The 14287-nt window shown below is 54.2% G+C and carries 16 protein-coding genes; all 16 read left to right on the top strand.

Features of this window, described 5'->3' with window-relative positions:
• Window positions 1–41 precede the first annotated feature (41 nt).
• The 16 genes from ELK40_RS00375 to traT all read left to right on the top strand — a co-directional run bounded on the left by ELK40_RS00375 (window position 42) and on the right by traT (window position 14180).
• A complete protein-coding gene (locus ELK40_RS00375) occupies window positions 42–977 on the top strand; it encodes a hypothetical protein (RefSeq protein ID WP_244599383.1) in 936 nt (311 codons plus the stop codon).
• A gap of 103 nt (window positions 978–1080) precedes the next feature.
• The gene (locus ELK40_RS00380) at window positions 1081–1296 is read left to right on the top strand and encodes a hypothetical protein (protein ID WP_047650740.1); all 216 of its coding nucleotides are present in this window, start codon (window positions 1081–1083) and stop codon (window positions 1294–1296) included.
• 54 nt (window positions 1297–1350) lie between these two features.
• Window positions 1351–1674 (top strand): hypothetical protein, encoded by a 324-nt coding sequence (locus ELK40_RS00385; RefSeq protein WP_127728907.1) that lies wholly within the window; start codon window positions 1351–1353, stop codon window positions 1672–1674.
• Window positions 1671–2669, top strand: a complete 999-nt coding sequence (gene traU / locus ELK40_RS00390) for a conjugal transfer pilus assembly protein TraU (RefSeq protein ID WP_032656090.1) — start codon at window positions 1671–1673, stop codon at window positions 2667–2669. The genes ELK40_RS00385 and traU overlap by 4 nt, the downstream gene beginning before the upstream one ends.
• A gap of 10 nt (window positions 2670–2679) precedes the next feature.
• Window positions 2680–3303 (top strand): type-F conjugative transfer system pilin assembly protein TrbC, encoded by a 624-nt coding sequence (gene trbC, locus ELK40_RS00395; RefSeq protein WP_127728909.1) that lies wholly within the window; start codon window positions 2680–2682, stop codon window positions 3301–3303.
• Window positions 3300–5162 carry a type-F conjugative transfer system mating-pair stabilization protein TraN gene (gene traN / locus ELK40_RS00400; RefSeq protein ID WP_127728911.1) on the top strand — a complete coding sequence of 621 codons (1863 nt, stop codon included), beginning with the start codon at window positions 3300–3302 and terminating at the stop codon, window positions 5160–5162. Before trbC ends, traN begins: the two co-directional genes overlap by 4 nt.
• Entirely contained in the window at window positions 5159–5941 is a 783-nt protein-coding gene (gene traF / locus ELK40_RS00405; protein ID WP_127728913.1) for a type-F conjugative transfer system pilin assembly protein TraF, read from the top strand. Before traN ends, traF begins: the two co-directional genes overlap by 4 nt.
• A 9-nt stretch (window positions 5942–5950) precedes the next feature.
• Window positions 5951–6442, top strand: a complete 492-nt coding sequence (locus tag ELK40_RS00410) for a hypothetical protein (RefSeq protein ID WP_127728915.1) — start codon at window positions 5951–5953, stop codon at window positions 6440–6442.
• Complete coding sequence (locus ELK40_RS00415) at window positions 6439–6657, top strand: hypothetical protein (RefSeq protein ID WP_063409492.1); 219 nt, start codon at window positions 6439–6441, stop codon at window positions 6655–6657. Before ELK40_RS00410 ends, ELK40_RS00415 begins: the two co-directional genes overlap by 4 nt.
• Entirely contained in the window at window positions 6647–7258 is a 612-nt protein-coding gene (locus ELK40_RS00420; RefSeq protein ID WP_127728917.1) for a type-F conjugative transfer system pilin assembly thiol-disulfide isomerase TrbB, read from the top strand. The genes ELK40_RS00415 and ELK40_RS00420 overlap by 11 nt, the downstream gene beginning before the upstream one ends.
• Before the next feature lie 17 nt (window positions 7259–7275).
• Complete coding sequence (locus tag ELK40_RS00425) at window positions 7276–7539, top strand: hypothetical protein (protein ID WP_032641305.1); 264 nt, start codon at window positions 7276–7278, stop codon at window positions 7537–7539.
• Between the two features lie 152 nt (window positions 7540–7691).
• Window positions 7692–7940, top strand: coding sequence for a hypothetical protein (locus ELK40_RS22810; protein WP_244599384.1), 249 nt, complete (start codon window positions 7692–7694; stop codon window positions 7938–7940).
• Window positions 7933–9297: a conjugal transfer pilus assembly protein TraH gene (gene traH / locus ELK40_RS00435; RefSeq protein WP_127728921.1), complete on the top strand. Its 1365-nt coding sequence runs from the start codon at window positions 7933–7935 to the stop codon at window positions 9295–9297. Before ELK40_RS22810 ends, traH begins: the two co-directional genes overlap by 8 nt.
• On the top strand, window positions 9297–12578 hold the full coding sequence (gene traG, locus ELK40_RS00440) for a conjugal transfer mating-pair stabilization protein TraG (RefSeq protein ID WP_127728922.1): 3282 nt from the start codon (window positions 9297–9299) through the stop codon (window positions 12576–12578). The genes traH and traG overlap by 1 nt, the downstream gene beginning before the upstream one ends.
• Before the next feature lie 8 nt (window positions 12579–12586).
• The gene (locus ELK40_RS00445; RefSeq protein WP_127728923.1) at window positions 12587–13300 is read left to right on the top strand and encodes a hypothetical protein; all 714 of its coding nucleotides are present in this window, start codon (window positions 12587–12589) and stop codon (window positions 13298–13300) included.
• Between the two features lie 148 nt (window positions 13301–13448).
• On the top strand, window positions 13449–14180 hold the full coding sequence (gene traT, locus ELK40_RS00450; RefSeq protein WP_127728925.1) for a conjugal transfer complement resistance protein TraT: 732 nt from the start codon (window positions 13449–13451) through the stop codon (window positions 14178–14180).
• The last annotated feature ends 107 nt before the right edge of the window (window positions 14181–14287 follow it).

Below are 14287 nucleotides of genomic sequence, written 5' to 3' on the forward strand. Positions count from 1 at the left end.
GGCTGCAGGGGATGCTCACCTGTTTGCGTGATACTGAGGGCATGACCGGTATTCTGGTCGTCGTTGCACTACTCGCTGGCTGGATTGTTGTTCAGCATCTTGCAGATGCACGCCGTGAACGCCGTGCGCGGGAGAGCAGACCGGGAATACCCGTCCCTCTGGCGCAATTTGGCGGTGCCCGACATGCCGAAGCGGTTCACGCCTTTGCTAACCGGGAATGCTATCAGGTGATGCTGGCTGAGCTGGAGAAAGGCCTGACTGAAGCAGGTTACCTACTGACGCGGGATAAATCACAGCGCTGGATATTGCCAGAGGCAGACCGGCATAAGCTCAGCCGCCGGGTTTTCCGGGCGCGTCTGCTGGAGATGACGCCGAGAGTGACTGAGCAGCAGGTAAAAGACAGTGAAGACGCGGCGGTGAACGATGGTTATGCCGGCATGTGGCTCAGTGTGTTGATTCGCGGAAGTGAAAGTGCAGGGTGGTACATCACAAAACCGGTGCCTGAATTTTTCCCGACGAACTTTCCGTTAAAACAGGTCACCATAACTGTCAGTGCAAAACAGTCTGTCCTGACGCGGGATGTCGTCAGAATCATCAACGATGTGGCTGAAAAAGTGAAAAAACAGCCTTCATTTCCTGAAACACCGGAACGTATTGCAGGAAAGGTAATTAACAGTGAACTGTGTTATGGGGCCGATCAGAGACAGGTAAAGGTGGCGCCAGGCTGGTTTAGTTCACCGTCAGGAAATGATGTTCCTGACGATATCTCCGAAGGCCAATTCCCTCCGGCGGGGATGTCAGAATACCGGCATTTCATTGTCCGGGCGCAGGCAGGAAGGTTTTATACCCCGGCTGCACTTGCCTTCTATATTGATGAAGCGGGACGCAGGATAGAACAGGGGGAATCCAGCGGAGCATGCTACGAAGATGACAGCGGCTACGCTTTCGCCGTGACGCCTGCAAAAAACACGCCCTGATACAACCGCGCTGCCCTTCAGGATGTTCGGTGCTCACTGCGTTGCGCTCCGCCTCAGCCTGAATGTCATCCCGGTTTCCGATTAACCCCGACCAGGTAACGCCATGAAAAAAGACCCTGTTACTGAAAAGGGCCGGAATGTCACCTCAGTACGTCACGATGAGGGTTCGGCCCGACAGATGGATGAAATCCTCAACGACAATCCACTGTACAAACCCTCGCATGTTCTGCGCGGCGCCATTCTTGCCCTGTACGAAATGAGCCAGGAAGAACGTCTGGCCATCATCATGAAAGCGGCCGGTAAAGCCAATAACCACTGATCCTTTTTAAGCCCTTCCGCCGTCCGGTGGCTGCGGCACTCCCGGAGATACCCCATGACTCACCCTGAACCTGTCAGGCCGGTGACGGTTACCCGTGACAGCAACGGCTTCTGGACGCACCCTCATTATTTTGCACCCGCCAGTGATAAGGCCTCACAGACTGAATTTGGCGACTGGATGCGCCGGCACAATCTGACCTGCGCCACCCGTTGGATGGAAAACGACGCGCCTCCCCAGGTGATTGCCGACTGGGAAAAGGGGAAACAAAACATCAGTGACTGGCTCCCTTCCGCGCCTCAGGGCGAAGGCTGGTTCATCGGCTCCATTCATGACACTGAGGACGGCCCGGTCTGTGTGTGGCTGCGGGAGGTGAAATGAAGCGTTTCTCATGGCTTGCCGGTGTGATGCTGGTCCTGCTGTCCTGGATGCCAGCTCAGGCAACGGCCGCAGCCAGCAACGCGGGTGATGGCCGCTGGGTTAACCCGATAAGCGATGTCTGCTGGAAGTGTCTGTTTCCGATGACGCTCGGTAATATTCAGCTGGCCGCCGGTCCACAAAAGGATACCAACAACCCGGCTTCGCCGATCCAGATTTGTCCATATGGTGTGTTTTATCGTATCGGTCTGGCCATCGGGTTCTGGGAGCCAATGGCGATGGTGGACGTAACCCGTGAGCCTGGCGTCATGGTCAACATGGGCGGCTTTAAAATCGATCTCGGACGAACGGGAACGGGAACCGCAGGGCAGAGTGACCGGCCCGCTGCCGGCACGTTCTACCATGTTCACTGGTACAAATACCCGCTGATTTTCTGGCTGAACATCATCACCAGTCTGGGGTGTCTGCAGACCGGCGACATGGATATTGCCTATCTCTCCGAAGTTGATCCTCTCTGGAATGACAGCACCCTCTCGATGCTGATTAACCCCGAGGCAGCGCTGTTCGGCAACCTGATAGCTCAGGGGGCCTGTGCTGCTGACGCAGCTGCATCATCAGCTGGCCTTCCGCTGTCGCCGCTGTTCTGGTGCGCAGGTAGTCAGGGTTCTATCTACCCGTTAACAGGCTTTACCAGCGGTGAGTTTTCCCCGCTCGAGGCCTCTCTGCTGGTCGGAGAGCGAATGGCCTTCAAGATGCATCGTGAGGGGCTGGTATGGAACTCTGTGGGCGCGGACGTCGCCGTATGTAACCAGTATCCATCCCCGATCATCCCGAAAGAGCGATGGCGATACCAGATGGTGAACATGTACCCCGAACCGGGCAACTGCCATCCCTTCGGGGCCAGCACGCAGCTCTGGGGCACAACGCATAACTCTCCATCCTCCAAAAAGAACTTCGGCTACCTCTTCTGGCGCAAACGTAACTGCGTATTCCTTTAAGGACATGACAATGAAAAACGCTTATCTCCGGGCGCTGACGATCAGCGTCATGATTGCTTTCGCGCCGCTGGCCCTGGCGAGCGCCCAGACCGATATCTCCGTCTCCGACCATAGCTGGATCAAAGGTCAGCAGGATGCGCTGACAGCGATGAAGGAAGACCTGCAGGGGCATCCGGCGGCCGCACCCGTCTTACCGCAGCAGCAACTGGACATGATTAACCGCCTGCAGGGCGATATCGCAGCCCGGACCAACACGATGGGGGAAAAAGACACGTTCCCGGCTATTTACTTTGTGAGCCTCGGTATTCCACGTGAAGGTCTGCTGCCCATGCTGAAGGATGCCCGCCGTTACAACATTCCGCCAACGCTGCGAGGCCTGGTTAATAACGACATGCGACAGACCGCGGCGGCAATGTTTGAGCTGAGTAAGGAGGACAAGGACGCCGGCGTGCAAATCGATCCAACGTTGTTCACTCAGTACAACATCACCACGGTGCCCGCCCTGGTGGTGACCTGCCCTGGCCACTATGACGTAATCAGGGGAAGTCTGCCCCTGCAGCAGGCTCTCGAAAAAGTAGCTGAAAGTGGTGATTGTGCGGCAACGGCACGCCATCTTCTGGAGGCCGGAAAATGAAAAAACTGCTTTCAACGGCGCTGATGCTTTTTCCGCTTCTGGCTGGCGCAGCTGATCCTGCCTTTGAGGCGGGCGCGAGCTTTGGCAAAGGCAATGCCTCCGCCGGCACGGGAGCCCTCAAAAATCCGGATACCGTCACGGGGGCAATACCAGGCTATACCGCTAACCCACCGGAGAAAGGGTATTACGGCGGCGTGGATGGTGGTGACGGTGGGCTCGCCAACAAAGGGCAGGCCGCTCTGCAGGGCAATGACGCAGCGCAGTCGGTTATCAACTCCGGAAAAACGAACCCGACGCCCGCCATCGACCCGAACGCACCTTTCATCACTATCGGTAAAAATGCGGAAGCTGGCGCTGACGGTGTGCTGAACGGGACCGCGAACCAGTGTAAGGAGGTGACGGTATCGAAAACCACCTTTGAAAATTACACCTGCGATAAAGATGTGGCCTCAGTTGAGGCCTGTACCCGCACAGCAGTGGCGGGAGGGCATGTAGAAAAAACAACTGAGCAGAAGACCATCACAATTGATAAACCGATGTGGAACTGGACCTATGACAATGACAAACGCGTCTATTTCACGTTTACCTCCCCTTATTCAGGACCGGTTATCAGTGCTTCGCTGGCCATACATTTCAACGATAAGAATATGTATTACCAGTTAACCTGGTGGGGTGTTGATCAAGAGTCAGTTGCCAAAAGAGACAACTCGTGGGTTCTTCCAGGTGCTGCAGGTGCAGTGCTGGCAGAGGGACAGCCTTCACCGCAAGGTGTGATACTCAATAAAAACTGTCTTAATGGAAACCAGGGGCGATGCAGAGATTACGCAAGAAAAACCTATGACTGGCTGAACAGTGGTGAGGCCACCATGACCGTAACATTGACCATGATCGCGACAACAGAGAAGTGGGTTCCGGAAGTTAACTGGTCCTCTTCCTGTGGCCTGGATATGTCGAAGGCGCAAAAAACCACGTCAACATGCACCTCTCCGGGGGGAAATAAAACCATTGTTAACAATGGCCAAAGCTATGACGTCTACAGCGACTGCTGGCAGTACACTGATAACTATGTCGTGCCGTCAGACTCAACGGGAACCTGCGGAACGCTGATGACAAACCCGTCCTGTACGGCGGCAGGCAACACCTGCACCGAATCGACCGATGGGCAGTGTACCCACATGAGCTTCACCTACCAGTGTCAGACCACGCATCAGTCGGGTGGCCTGGTCTGCGGCGGCGACTACATCTGTAAGTCAGGCGAGTGTGACGACACCAATGGTGCCGGAAGCAGCGGTTTTGATACGGCGGTGGCCAAACTGGCCGGCCTTGCCTCGGCGGCTGAAGATGCAAAAGACGCCAGCAGTACCATTGAAGTTAAAGCCTTCACGGGGAAAGCCATGCGCTGCCGTAAGGCCTTTGCCGGTTTCTCTAACTGCTGCAAAGACTCTGGCTGGGGACAAAGTGCCGGACTGGCCGCATGTGATGATGAAGAAAAGGCTATAGGGAAGGCGAAGGCGAAGAAAATTACCGTCAGCGTCGGCGAGCGGTGCGATCGCAAGGTGCTGGGTGCCTGCATCCAGAAAAGTCAGGTCTACTGCGTCTTTGACGGCAAGCTTGCCCGCATCATTCAGGAGCAGGGGCGTCGCGACCAGCTGGGCGTTAAGTTCGGCAGCGGCGACAGTCCGAACTGTCGGGGGATCACCGTCCCGGAGCTGCAGAGTATCGACTTCGACAAAATCAACTTCTCTGACTTCTACGAGGATTTGATGAAGAACCAGAAAATCCCCGATACCAGCACGCAGGTCCAGCAGATTAAGGAGCGTATCGCCGCGCAGGTGAATCAGCAGGGAGGTGGTAAATGAAGCGTGCCCTCTGTGGTCTGCTTATGGCGCTGACGAGCCATACGGTGATGGCCGAGGAGATTGTGACCCCGGCAGAGCCGTTCACCGGCTGGTCCTGGTACAACGAGCCGAAAAAACCGCCGGAGCAGTCCAGAAAGCCACAACAGCCTGCACCGCAGGCCATTCCGGATCTCAGCAAAATGTCCCCTATGGAACAGGCCCGGGTGCTGAAAGGGTACACACAGGAGGCGCTTAACCGCGCCATCCTGTTTCCCTCCCGGGAAAACACGGCGACGTTCCTGCGCTGGCAGAAATTCTGGACCGATCGGGCATCGATGTTCAGCCAGTCCTTTGCGGCTGCGCAGCTGAGCCACCCGGACCTCGACTACAACCTGGAGTATCCGCACTACAACAGCATGGCGCCGTTTATGCAGACCCGCGACCAGCAGACGCGGCAGAGCGCCGTGGAGCAGCTGGCGCAGCAGTACGGTCTGTTCTTCTTCTACCGGGGCAGTGACCCGATTGATGTGCAGATGGCCGGCGTGGTGGCGGACTTTGCGAAAACCAACGGGATTTCGCTTATACCGGTATCGGTTGATGGCCAGGTGGCAGCCTCCCTGCCGCAGAGCCGTCCGGATACGGGGCAGTCCCGGTCGATGAATATTACGCACTTCCCGGCGCTCTACCTTGTTGACCCCCGGAGCAAGAATTACCGCGCGCTGTCATACGGCTTCATGACGCAGGATGACCTGTCTAAGCGATTCCTGAACGTGGCCACCGGCTTTAAACCCAATTCCTGAGAGATTCTTATGACAAAAACACTTTTCACCCTCATCCGTGATGCAGGGCGGGTCGCCATGTATTCCTTAGTCTTTGGCCCGGCACTGGTGCTGTATGTGTTTGTGATGCTGGCTGCATCAGACGGCTCACTTTCCCGGCAATTCCTGACGACCTTTCATGACCTGACTGACGGTGCGCCTGCCGGCAAGGTCATGGGGTGTGTTAATGAAAATGTGATGGCAGGACGCTTCTTGCCACCTGAACCCGGAGAGTCATTAAAGCCTGTGCCTCCTGCCTTAGCGAAAGCACCGCCTGAAGTGTTGTGTCGGCGTGGCCCTGTGGACAGCGATTCGTGGGCGCGTGCGACAGATGCAACATTGCTCAACACCTGGCTTCTCTCGGTGATGTTTGGCTTTGGCGTGTGGTTTGTATTCCGAGGCCTGAACCTTGCCGCCCGAAAGAAAATTTCACCAGACTCGCATTCGGTTCTGGCACGGCAAAACAAGGAGACACACGAATGAAACCCGCTATTCTCGCAGGACTGATTTTCTGGGGCACGATGGCGCGCGTACTGAGCGAGCTGATGACCTGGTCGGTTGAGCATACGCAGCAGGGGCTCTTATGGCTCTGCAATGGTATGTGGGCCGGGGCGGCTGGCATGGTGGTGTATGCCGTGTATCGCTGGTTCCGTGACGAAAGAGGGCATACGCATAAGGAAGGCGACCATGAACATTAAAACCGGACTCACGGCTCTGCTAATGTGCCTGCCCCTGCTGGCGAACGCCGGGGCGCGCGAGGAGTTAAAGGCGCTTGAAGCGACAAAAACAGCTTCTTCCGCTGATGCTGCAGCCATCACCGCTTCCACCATTACGGTACCCACGCCAGCCAGCCTGATGGCGCTGCCGGACGGACGTCGGGCTAACATGAAAGATTATGCCGTGGTGCTCTTTATGCAGGCGCACTGCCAGTACAGCGCTAAGTTTGACCCGCTGCTGAAGGGCTGGGCTGATGAGCATGCCATCAGGGTGTACCCGTACACCCTTGACGGCGGCGGGGACGTATCTTACCCGACCCCGATGATCCCGCGTAAGACGGACCCTAACTCTCCCATCGCAGATGAGATTGTCACCTTCTTCGGAAACGGTTTGCCAATTGCGACACCGACGGCCTTTATGGTCAACGTCAACACCCTGAAAGCCTATCCACTCACCCAGGGCGTGATGGACATCCCCGCACTTGAGAGCCGGATGGCCAGCCTTATTCAGGCTGACATGGATAACGTTGATCCAAAAATGTTGCCGCCAATGCCGGCAAGCGCGCAGGTCACCCCTCAGTAATACAAACGGACTACAAAATGACGACAAATACGTATGCGTTATCGCGTACCGAGCGCGTGTGGCTGTTATTCAGCGTGACGCTGCTTGTCTCCGCAGCATTCTACGGGGTGCTGGCCCACCGGGTGGTCAGCGTCATGGATCGCCCTGAACTGACAACCTGTCTGCAGGACTTCCCTGTGCTCCTGCTTATTTCGCTGAGCATCGGGTTCTTTTTCACCGTCACCGGGCTGTACGTCTGCCGACAGACCCTTGCCAGGAAACCCCGGGAGGAGATTGCATGAGGCTTACCAGACTAAAGACGTTTATCAGGAACCAGGCTTTCGCGATAGTGAAAGACTGTAGTGCGGATACTGAAGCCCGAAAATGGACGGATTTGTTAACCCTTAAACTGTTTTATGCCTTAATTTTTACCGCCGTAGTCGAAAGGGTATACGTGACGTGCGCCATCACAACGCTCAGTGCGATGTCCGTTGACCGCGCCGAACAGTTCACGCTCTCGCTTCTCATCCACTATCCGCAGTACCTGTTGTGGGGCGTTTTGGCCGCGATTATCGCGCTCATTGCGGTGAATTTACTCGTCTGCAGCTGGCTCAGTCTGGCCAGATATCTTTGCCGCAAAATTAACCGTGCTGACAGCCCGGCAGGCAAGAATACGCAAGCTGTGGAGGTGCCAAATGATTAAGGCGCTTATTACGGCAGGGGTCGTGTTCTTCTCAGGCCTGGCTGCTCTGCCTACTCAGGCGGACGTCAACGGCGATCTGAACGGTTTCTTCAATAATCTGGGCTACAGCGGCAACGTGACTCAGGCGCAGGCCTGGCAGGGGCAGGCGGCAGGGTACTTCTCCGGTGGCTCGGTATACCTCCGGAACCCCGTAAAAAACGTCCAGCTGATCTCGATGCAGCTGCCTTCCCTTAACGCCGGCTGCGGCGGTATTGATGCCTATCTCGGGTCGTTCAGTATGATCAGCGGCGAGGAAATCCAGCGATTCGTGAAGCAAATCATGAGCAACGCCGCCGGCTATGCTTTCGATCTGGCTCTGCAGACGATGGTACCGGAGCTGAAGCAGGCTAAAGACTTCCTGCAGAAACTGGCCAGTGATGTTAACTCCATGAACATGAGTTCATGCCAGGCCGCTCAGGGTATCATCGGCGGGTTGTGGCCAGTGACGCAGGTCTCCCAGCAGAAAATCTGCCAGGACATTGCCGGCGAAACCAACATGTTCTCCGACTGGGCAGCTTCCCGTCAGGGTTGTACCGTCGGAGGACAGGGCGACAAAGTCACGGCTAAAGCCGGTGATGCTGAGAAGGATCAGGTGCTGAAGAACAAAAACCTTATCTGGGACACCCTCAGTAAGAATGGCCTTCTCGGCAACGACCGCGCGCTGAAGGAGCTGGTCATGAGTACCGTCGGCTCCATCATTTTCAACAAGAATGGCGATGTGACAATTCTGACACCGCTGGTTGATAACCGCGACCTGATTAAAGTCCTGATGCGCGGGGGAACGGCGAAGGTCTACGGATGTGATGAATCCACACTGTGTCTGGGACCTGTTGTCACCAATCTGACGATTTCCGAGTCCAACGCTCTGGTTACGCTGGTTAAAAACCTGATGCTCTCAATGCAGAACAAGCTGGTCGACGATACTGCGCTGACCGATCAGGAAAAAGGCTTTGTGAACACTACCTCTGTACCGGTGCTGAAGTATCTGACTAACGCCCAGAGTATGGGGATGAGCGCCACTTACCTTCTGCAGGTCTCCGACTTCATTGCCCAGGACCTGATGATTCAGTACCTCCAGGAGCTGGTGAAACAGGCAAGCCTGTCTCTGGCTGGCAAGAACTTCCCTGAAGAAGCTGCCGCAAAACTACGCGACAACATTATTCATGCGCAGGGACTGCTGGCCGACATGAAGCTGCAGTCTGCGGCAGACCAGAACGCGCTGGACGGTATCGACCGCAACATGCAGTACCTGCAGCAGCAGGTGTCCACCATTGTTTCAGGCTCCTATCAAAGCAACTATCACTGGGGTGATCGCTGATGCTTGAGATATACACCATTTATGGCGGGGGTATGTGGAAAACGGCGCTGGACGCCGTTGTTACCCTTGTCGGTCAGAATACTTTCCACACTTTACTGCGTATTGCCAGCACCTTTGGGGTGCTGGCCGTACTGCTTACCTTCATAAAACAACGTAACCCGATGGTTTTCGTCCAGTGGCTGGCGGTCTTCATGATCCTGACATCCATCCTGCTGGTACCGAAACGCTCAGTGCAGGTAATTGACCTCTCTGATCCGGGGGCGGTCTGGGTCACCGATAACGTACCGGTTGGCCTGGCGGCTATCGCGACTCTTACGACCAGTATCGGGTACAAGATGGCGTCGGTTTACGACATGCTGATGGCCAGACCCGACTCAGTGACCTACAGCAAAACCGGGATGCTTTTTGGCTCGCAGATTGTGGCGGAAACCAGTGACTTTACGACGCAAAATCCGGAGCTGGCACAGATGCTACCGGACTACGTGGAAAACTGCGTGATCGGCGACATTCTTCTGAATGGTAAATACACCATCAATCAGCTGCTCAATTCCACTGACCCGTTGACGCTGATTACCAGTAACCCAAGCCCGCTGCGGGGCATCTTTAAGATGACCTCCACCTCGCGTCAGTTCCTGACCTGCCAGCAGGCCGCAACGGAGATCCAGAAGCTTGCCAATACCGACGCCAACCCGGGCAGTGCGACGTTCACCTGGCTGACGAGAAAGGTATTCGGCAACAAGCTGAATGGCGCGGCGCTTCTGGCCAACTCAATGGGGGACAGTTACGGGTTCTTCTATGCCGGTGGTATGACTGCTGCGCAGATCATGAAGAACAACATCACGAACAGTGCAGTAAGGCAGGGTATTAAAGGTTTTGCGGCTCGCTCATCCGATACGGCTAACCTGCTGAATCTGGCTACAGAGAACGCTGCAACCAAACAGCGTCTCGCCTGGGCTGCAGGTAACGAGCTGGCGACTCGCACGCTGCCGTTCGCACAGTCCCTGCTGATGCTTATCCTTGTGTGCCTGTTCCCGCTAATGATTGCGCTGGCCGCATCCAATCACACTATATTTGGCCTGAACACCCTGAAAATATACGTTTCCGGGTTTATCTATTTCCAGATGTGGCCGGTGATGTTCGCCATTCTTAACTATGCCGCCAACTACTGGCTGCAGAGCCAGTCCGGGGGCACGCCCCTGGTGCTGGCCAACAAGGATGTGGTTGCGCTGCAGCATTCGGACGTGGCGAATCTGGCAGGGTATTTGTCCCTTTCCATTCCGGTGCTGTCGTTCTATCTGACCAAAGGTGCTGCGGCGATGGGCTCTCAGGTGGCAGGGAGTGTACTCAGCTCGGGCGCCTTCACGTCAGCAGGTGTGGCCGCGACCACAGCGGATGGAAACTGGTCGTTTAACAACATGTCGATGGACAATGTCAGCCAGAACAAGATGGATACCAACCTGATGCAGCGTCAGGGTCAGCAAACCTGGCAGGCGGATAACGGTTCCACGCAGACTCAGACGGCCGGTGGCCATACGGTTATCGACGGCTCGGGTGCAATGTCGAATCTGCCGGTGAACATGAAGCTCAGCCAGCTGGCCAGCAGTGGTTTCCAGGAGTCTGCCCGCCAGTCGCAGGTACAGGCACAGACTGCTCTCGATGGCTACAACCACAGCGTTACCAGTGGCTGGTCGCAGCTCTCCCAGCTTTCTCATCAGACCGGTACCAGTGACAGCCTGATCCAAGGCAGTGAAAACAGCCAGGCCACTAATGCGACACGCGGAGCTGGCATGATGTTGTCTGCCGCTGAGAGTTATGCGAAAGCAAACAACATCTCGACACAGGAAGCCTATAACAAACTGATGGATATCAGTAATCAGGGGTCTGTATCGGCAGGCATTAAAGGGACGGCCGGAGGGGGACTTAATCTGGGCGTTGTTAAGTTTGGTGCCGAAGGAAGTATTTCAGGCGATTTGCGGCATTCTACGGGCAGCTCCAGAGGAATTCAGGATTCTGATTCCCATTCGCAGGATATGCGACATGATCAGAATGGCCAGGCAGTTAATGACTTCCGCCAGGGTATGGATATGGTTAAAAGTAGTCGTATCACCGATGGCGCAAATCATTCTGAGAATGCTGCAAGCAGCAATGTTCAGCAACTGGCCGCAACGCTCAATGATGCAGAAAGCCAGTACCATCAGTACACCACCAGTTCCACGCAGAGCAACGAGTTCAGCCGTATGGCCACCGTTGCACAGAATCAGAGTGCAAGCCTTGATACGAACTATACGCAGGAGTTTGTGGACTGGGCGGCTAATAAATACGGTGATAAGGCACAGTCCATGCTGACAAGTGCGCCGTCGGCACGAGAAGCAGCGATGGAATTCGTAAATGAACGTCTCAAACCTGAAATCATGGGGGATTATCAGCAGGGCCGTTCAGATCTTACCAGCGGCAAGGAGCATGCAGCATTCAGTGGGGAGCATATCGTTCAGCCAGCGCGTGGCAGTCAACATGTATCAGCTTCATCTGGTCAAGATGCTGGAGTTAGTTACAGCTCTCAGGATGGCGGTGCTCATAGCTCGGGAGGTATTGGCAATGCCCAGACTTACAGAACGACTCAGGGCGTTGAATATGGAGGCCAGCAGGGTGGAAATTATTCAGCCAGAACAGACGATTCTGTTTTGCCGGGTATTGAGCAGTCAACTGTTCATCAAGGACAAGCAGCCGGACAGAGAAGCAGCTCGGGTAATATCACCTCGTCGGCCGGCATGGTTGTTGCCGGTGGACGCACCACTGCAGATGAAAGAACCGGCCACATTGCAGAATCTCACCAGGAGTTCCATCACTCAGGAGCCGTTAGGGAGCAAGGAAGCATGCATGGTCAGGAGAGTGAAGTTACTAATAGCCGTTCAGGCATTAATGTTGGCGGTGAAAAAGTACGTGGCGATGCTATGCAGGAGTCATATAGAGAAAATCAGGCTAAGCTGCATGAACATTCCTCGCAGGGTTTTGGTCCTCAGAATGAATTACAGCGCCGAGTGGCGGAACAAAGATCTGAAAATGAGCATAAAATCAACGAATCTGCTGGGGAAATTGATAAAAAACAATCCACTGTTCAGGCATCCAGTGATATCCTGAAAGGAGAGAATTTAAATGCAACCGGTAATTTCAAAATTCAACGAAAAGAAGCCGAAATTGACCAGCAAACTCCAGTTATAGACAGTGCTGAAAAAAGGAAGTTAGAAGAGCAATTGCTGGAATTGAGGAAAAGGGCCGGCTAGGAGGATAAATGCTAAAGGCTAATCTATGCAGAATTTCGTACATTCCTGTATTTAGTATATATGCTGCTATTCCAATCATTCATGATGTGATGCCTAACCATAACAGGTATTACAGTGAGGATTGGATTGCATTGGCAGGGATGTACGTATTAGGTACATTGATATCCTTACCATTGTTCTATCTTCTTAAAAAAGCGGATAAGAGTGGCAGTGGCGTTTCAATCGCCTCGCTCTTTCCTCGCTTGCTTACTTCAATTCTAGCGCAAGTAATATGCCTCTATTTCCTTTGGGAAAATGCAATATATCTATATCTGTCGATGTCCACAGTTATGGTTCTTTCCGCCGCGTTATTTGGGGCAGGAAGGAAGGGGTTAAACCTCTTGAAGGATAAAGATACAGGCAATATCTATGAAATACGCGGGAGTAAAGCGTATAGACTCTCAGATGAAGAGGCCGTTAGATATCAAACAAGTATGTGTGGCAAGGGAATAGCATTGGCTGAGTTTTCATCGAGCCAATATTCAGGGCTAGACACAAACTTAGCTGTTCTACCTATCAATTTCGGTCCGAGTCATACGGATATCAATCAAGGGATTGCTATAAATCCTTCGTCAGGAATGCCAATGGTTGGCGGCATCTCTGGCCTTGATATACACGGAAACAGTTGGGGAACAAACTTCAACGAACCTTCAAATACGTATGACCCTAACCGGGGATACTGAGAATAAGGGGGCAATGGCCCCCCTTAATTTTTGTAGTAATCTAAGCAAACCATCTATTTAACCTAAATTCCCTTTCAAATCAGCCGATAACGTCTCTGTTAGCTATATCTCGCTAACGGGGACGTTTTTCTATGGACAGGATGAATTCATGAAATTAAAACAATTAGCCGTTGTTGGTCTGATCGCTTCTACTCTCGCTCTGTCTGGTTGTGGTGCCATGTCCACAGCGGTGAAGAAACGTAATCTTGATGTCAAAACCCAGATGAGTGAAACCATCTGGCTGGAGCCATCATCAGAGAAGACTGTTTATTTGCAGATCCGTAATACCTCTGACAAGGACATGTCTGGGCTGCAGGCACAAATTACAAATGAACTGGCCGCGAAAGGCTACCGCGTCTCCAGCTCTCCGGACACGGCCTACTACTGGATTCAGGCAAACGTGCTGAAAGCCGAGAAAATGGATCTACGTGATGCCCAGGGCTTCCTTAAGACCGGGTATGAAGGTGCGGCAATGGGTGCGGTACTGGGCGCGGGTATTACGGCGTATAACTCGTCGTCTGCTGGCGCAACGCTGGGTGTAGGGCTGGCCACCGGGCTGATTGGTATGGCTGCTGATGCAATGGTCGAAGACGTTAACTACACGATGGTGACCGATCTGCAAATCTCCGAGCGCAGCAAAGCGGCCGTCACTACCGACAATATTGCCGCCCTGAAACAGGGCACGTCAGGTATTAAGCTGCAGACCAGCACGGAGCAGGGCAACCGTGCTAAATACCAGACTCGCGTGGTATCCAACGCCAACAAGGTGAACCTCAAGTTTGAAGAAGCGAAACCTGTCCTGGAAGCGCAGCTGGCCAAGTCCATCGCCGGCATCATGTAATACCTGCGGCTGCGGCGATCGTCGCAGCCGTTCTCCTTCCCAAGCTGATTTTTAACCGTGCGCATTCCGGGCAGGGTGCGTCAGTGCTTTCTGTCAGTGACCAGTAA

Source organism: Enterobacter sp. N18-03635, from assembly GCF_004006055.1.
GTDB lineage: Bacteria > Pseudomonadota > Gammaproteobacteria > Enterobacterales > Enterobacteriaceae > Enterobacter > Enterobacter vonholyi.

Bases quoted from the DNA above. Each gene is read 5' to 3' on its own strand.
- ELK40_RS00375 (WP_244599383.1), top strand. From the start codon at position 42: ATGACCGGTATTCTGGTCGTCGTTGCACTACTCGCTGGCTGGATTGTT.
- ELK40_RS00380 (WP_047650740.1), top strand. From the start codon at position 1,081: ATGAAAAAAGACCCTGTTACTGAAAAGGGCCGGAATGTCACCTCAGTA.
- ELK40_RS00385 (WP_127728907.1), top strand. From the start codon at position 1,351: ATGACTCACCCTGAACCTGTCAGGCCGGTGACGGTTACCCGTGACAGC.
- traU (WP_032656090.1), top strand. From the start codon at position 1,671: ATGAAGCGTTTCTCATGGCTTGCCGGTGTGATGCTGGTCCTGCTGTCC.
- trbC (WP_127728909.1), top strand. From the start codon at position 2,680: ATGAAAAACGCTTATCTCCGGGCGCTGACGATCAGCGTCATGATTGCT.
- traN (WP_127728911.1), top strand. From the start codon at position 3,300: ATGAAAAAACTGCTTTCAACGGCGCTGATGCTTTTTCCGCTTCTGGCT.
- traF (WP_127728913.1), top strand. From the start codon at position 5,159: ATGAAGCGTGCCCTCTGTGGTCTGCTTATGGCGCTGACGAGCCATACG.
- ELK40_RS00410 (WP_127728915.1), top strand. From the start codon at position 5,951: ATGACAAAAACACTTTTCACCCTCATCCGTGATGCAGGGCGGGTCGCC.
- ELK40_RS00415 (WP_063409492.1), top strand. From the start codon at position 6,439: ATGAAACCCGCTATTCTCGCAGGACTGATTTTCTGGGGCACGATGGCG.
- ELK40_RS00420 (WP_127728917.1), top strand. From the start codon at position 6,647: ATGAACATTAAAACCGGACTCACGGCTCTGCTAATGTGCCTGCCCCTG.
- ELK40_RS00425 (WP_032641305.1), top strand. From the start codon at position 7,276: ATGACGACAAATACGTATGCGTTATCGCGTACCGAGCGCGTGTGGCTG.
- traH (WP_127728921.1), top strand. From the start codon at position 7,933: ATGATTAAGGCGCTTATTACGGCAGGGGTCGTGTTCTTCTCAGGCCTG.
- traG (WP_127728922.1), top strand. From the start codon at position 9,297: ATGCTTGAGATATACACCATTTATGGCGGGGGTATGTGGAAAACGGCG.
- ELK40_RS00445 (WP_127728923.1), top strand. From the start codon at position 12,587: ATGCTAAAGGCTAATCTATGCAGAATTTCGTACATTCCTGTATTTAGT.
- traT (WP_127728925.1), top strand. From the start codon at position 13,449: ATGAAATTAAAACAATTAGCCGTTGTTGGTCTGATCGCTTCTACTCTC.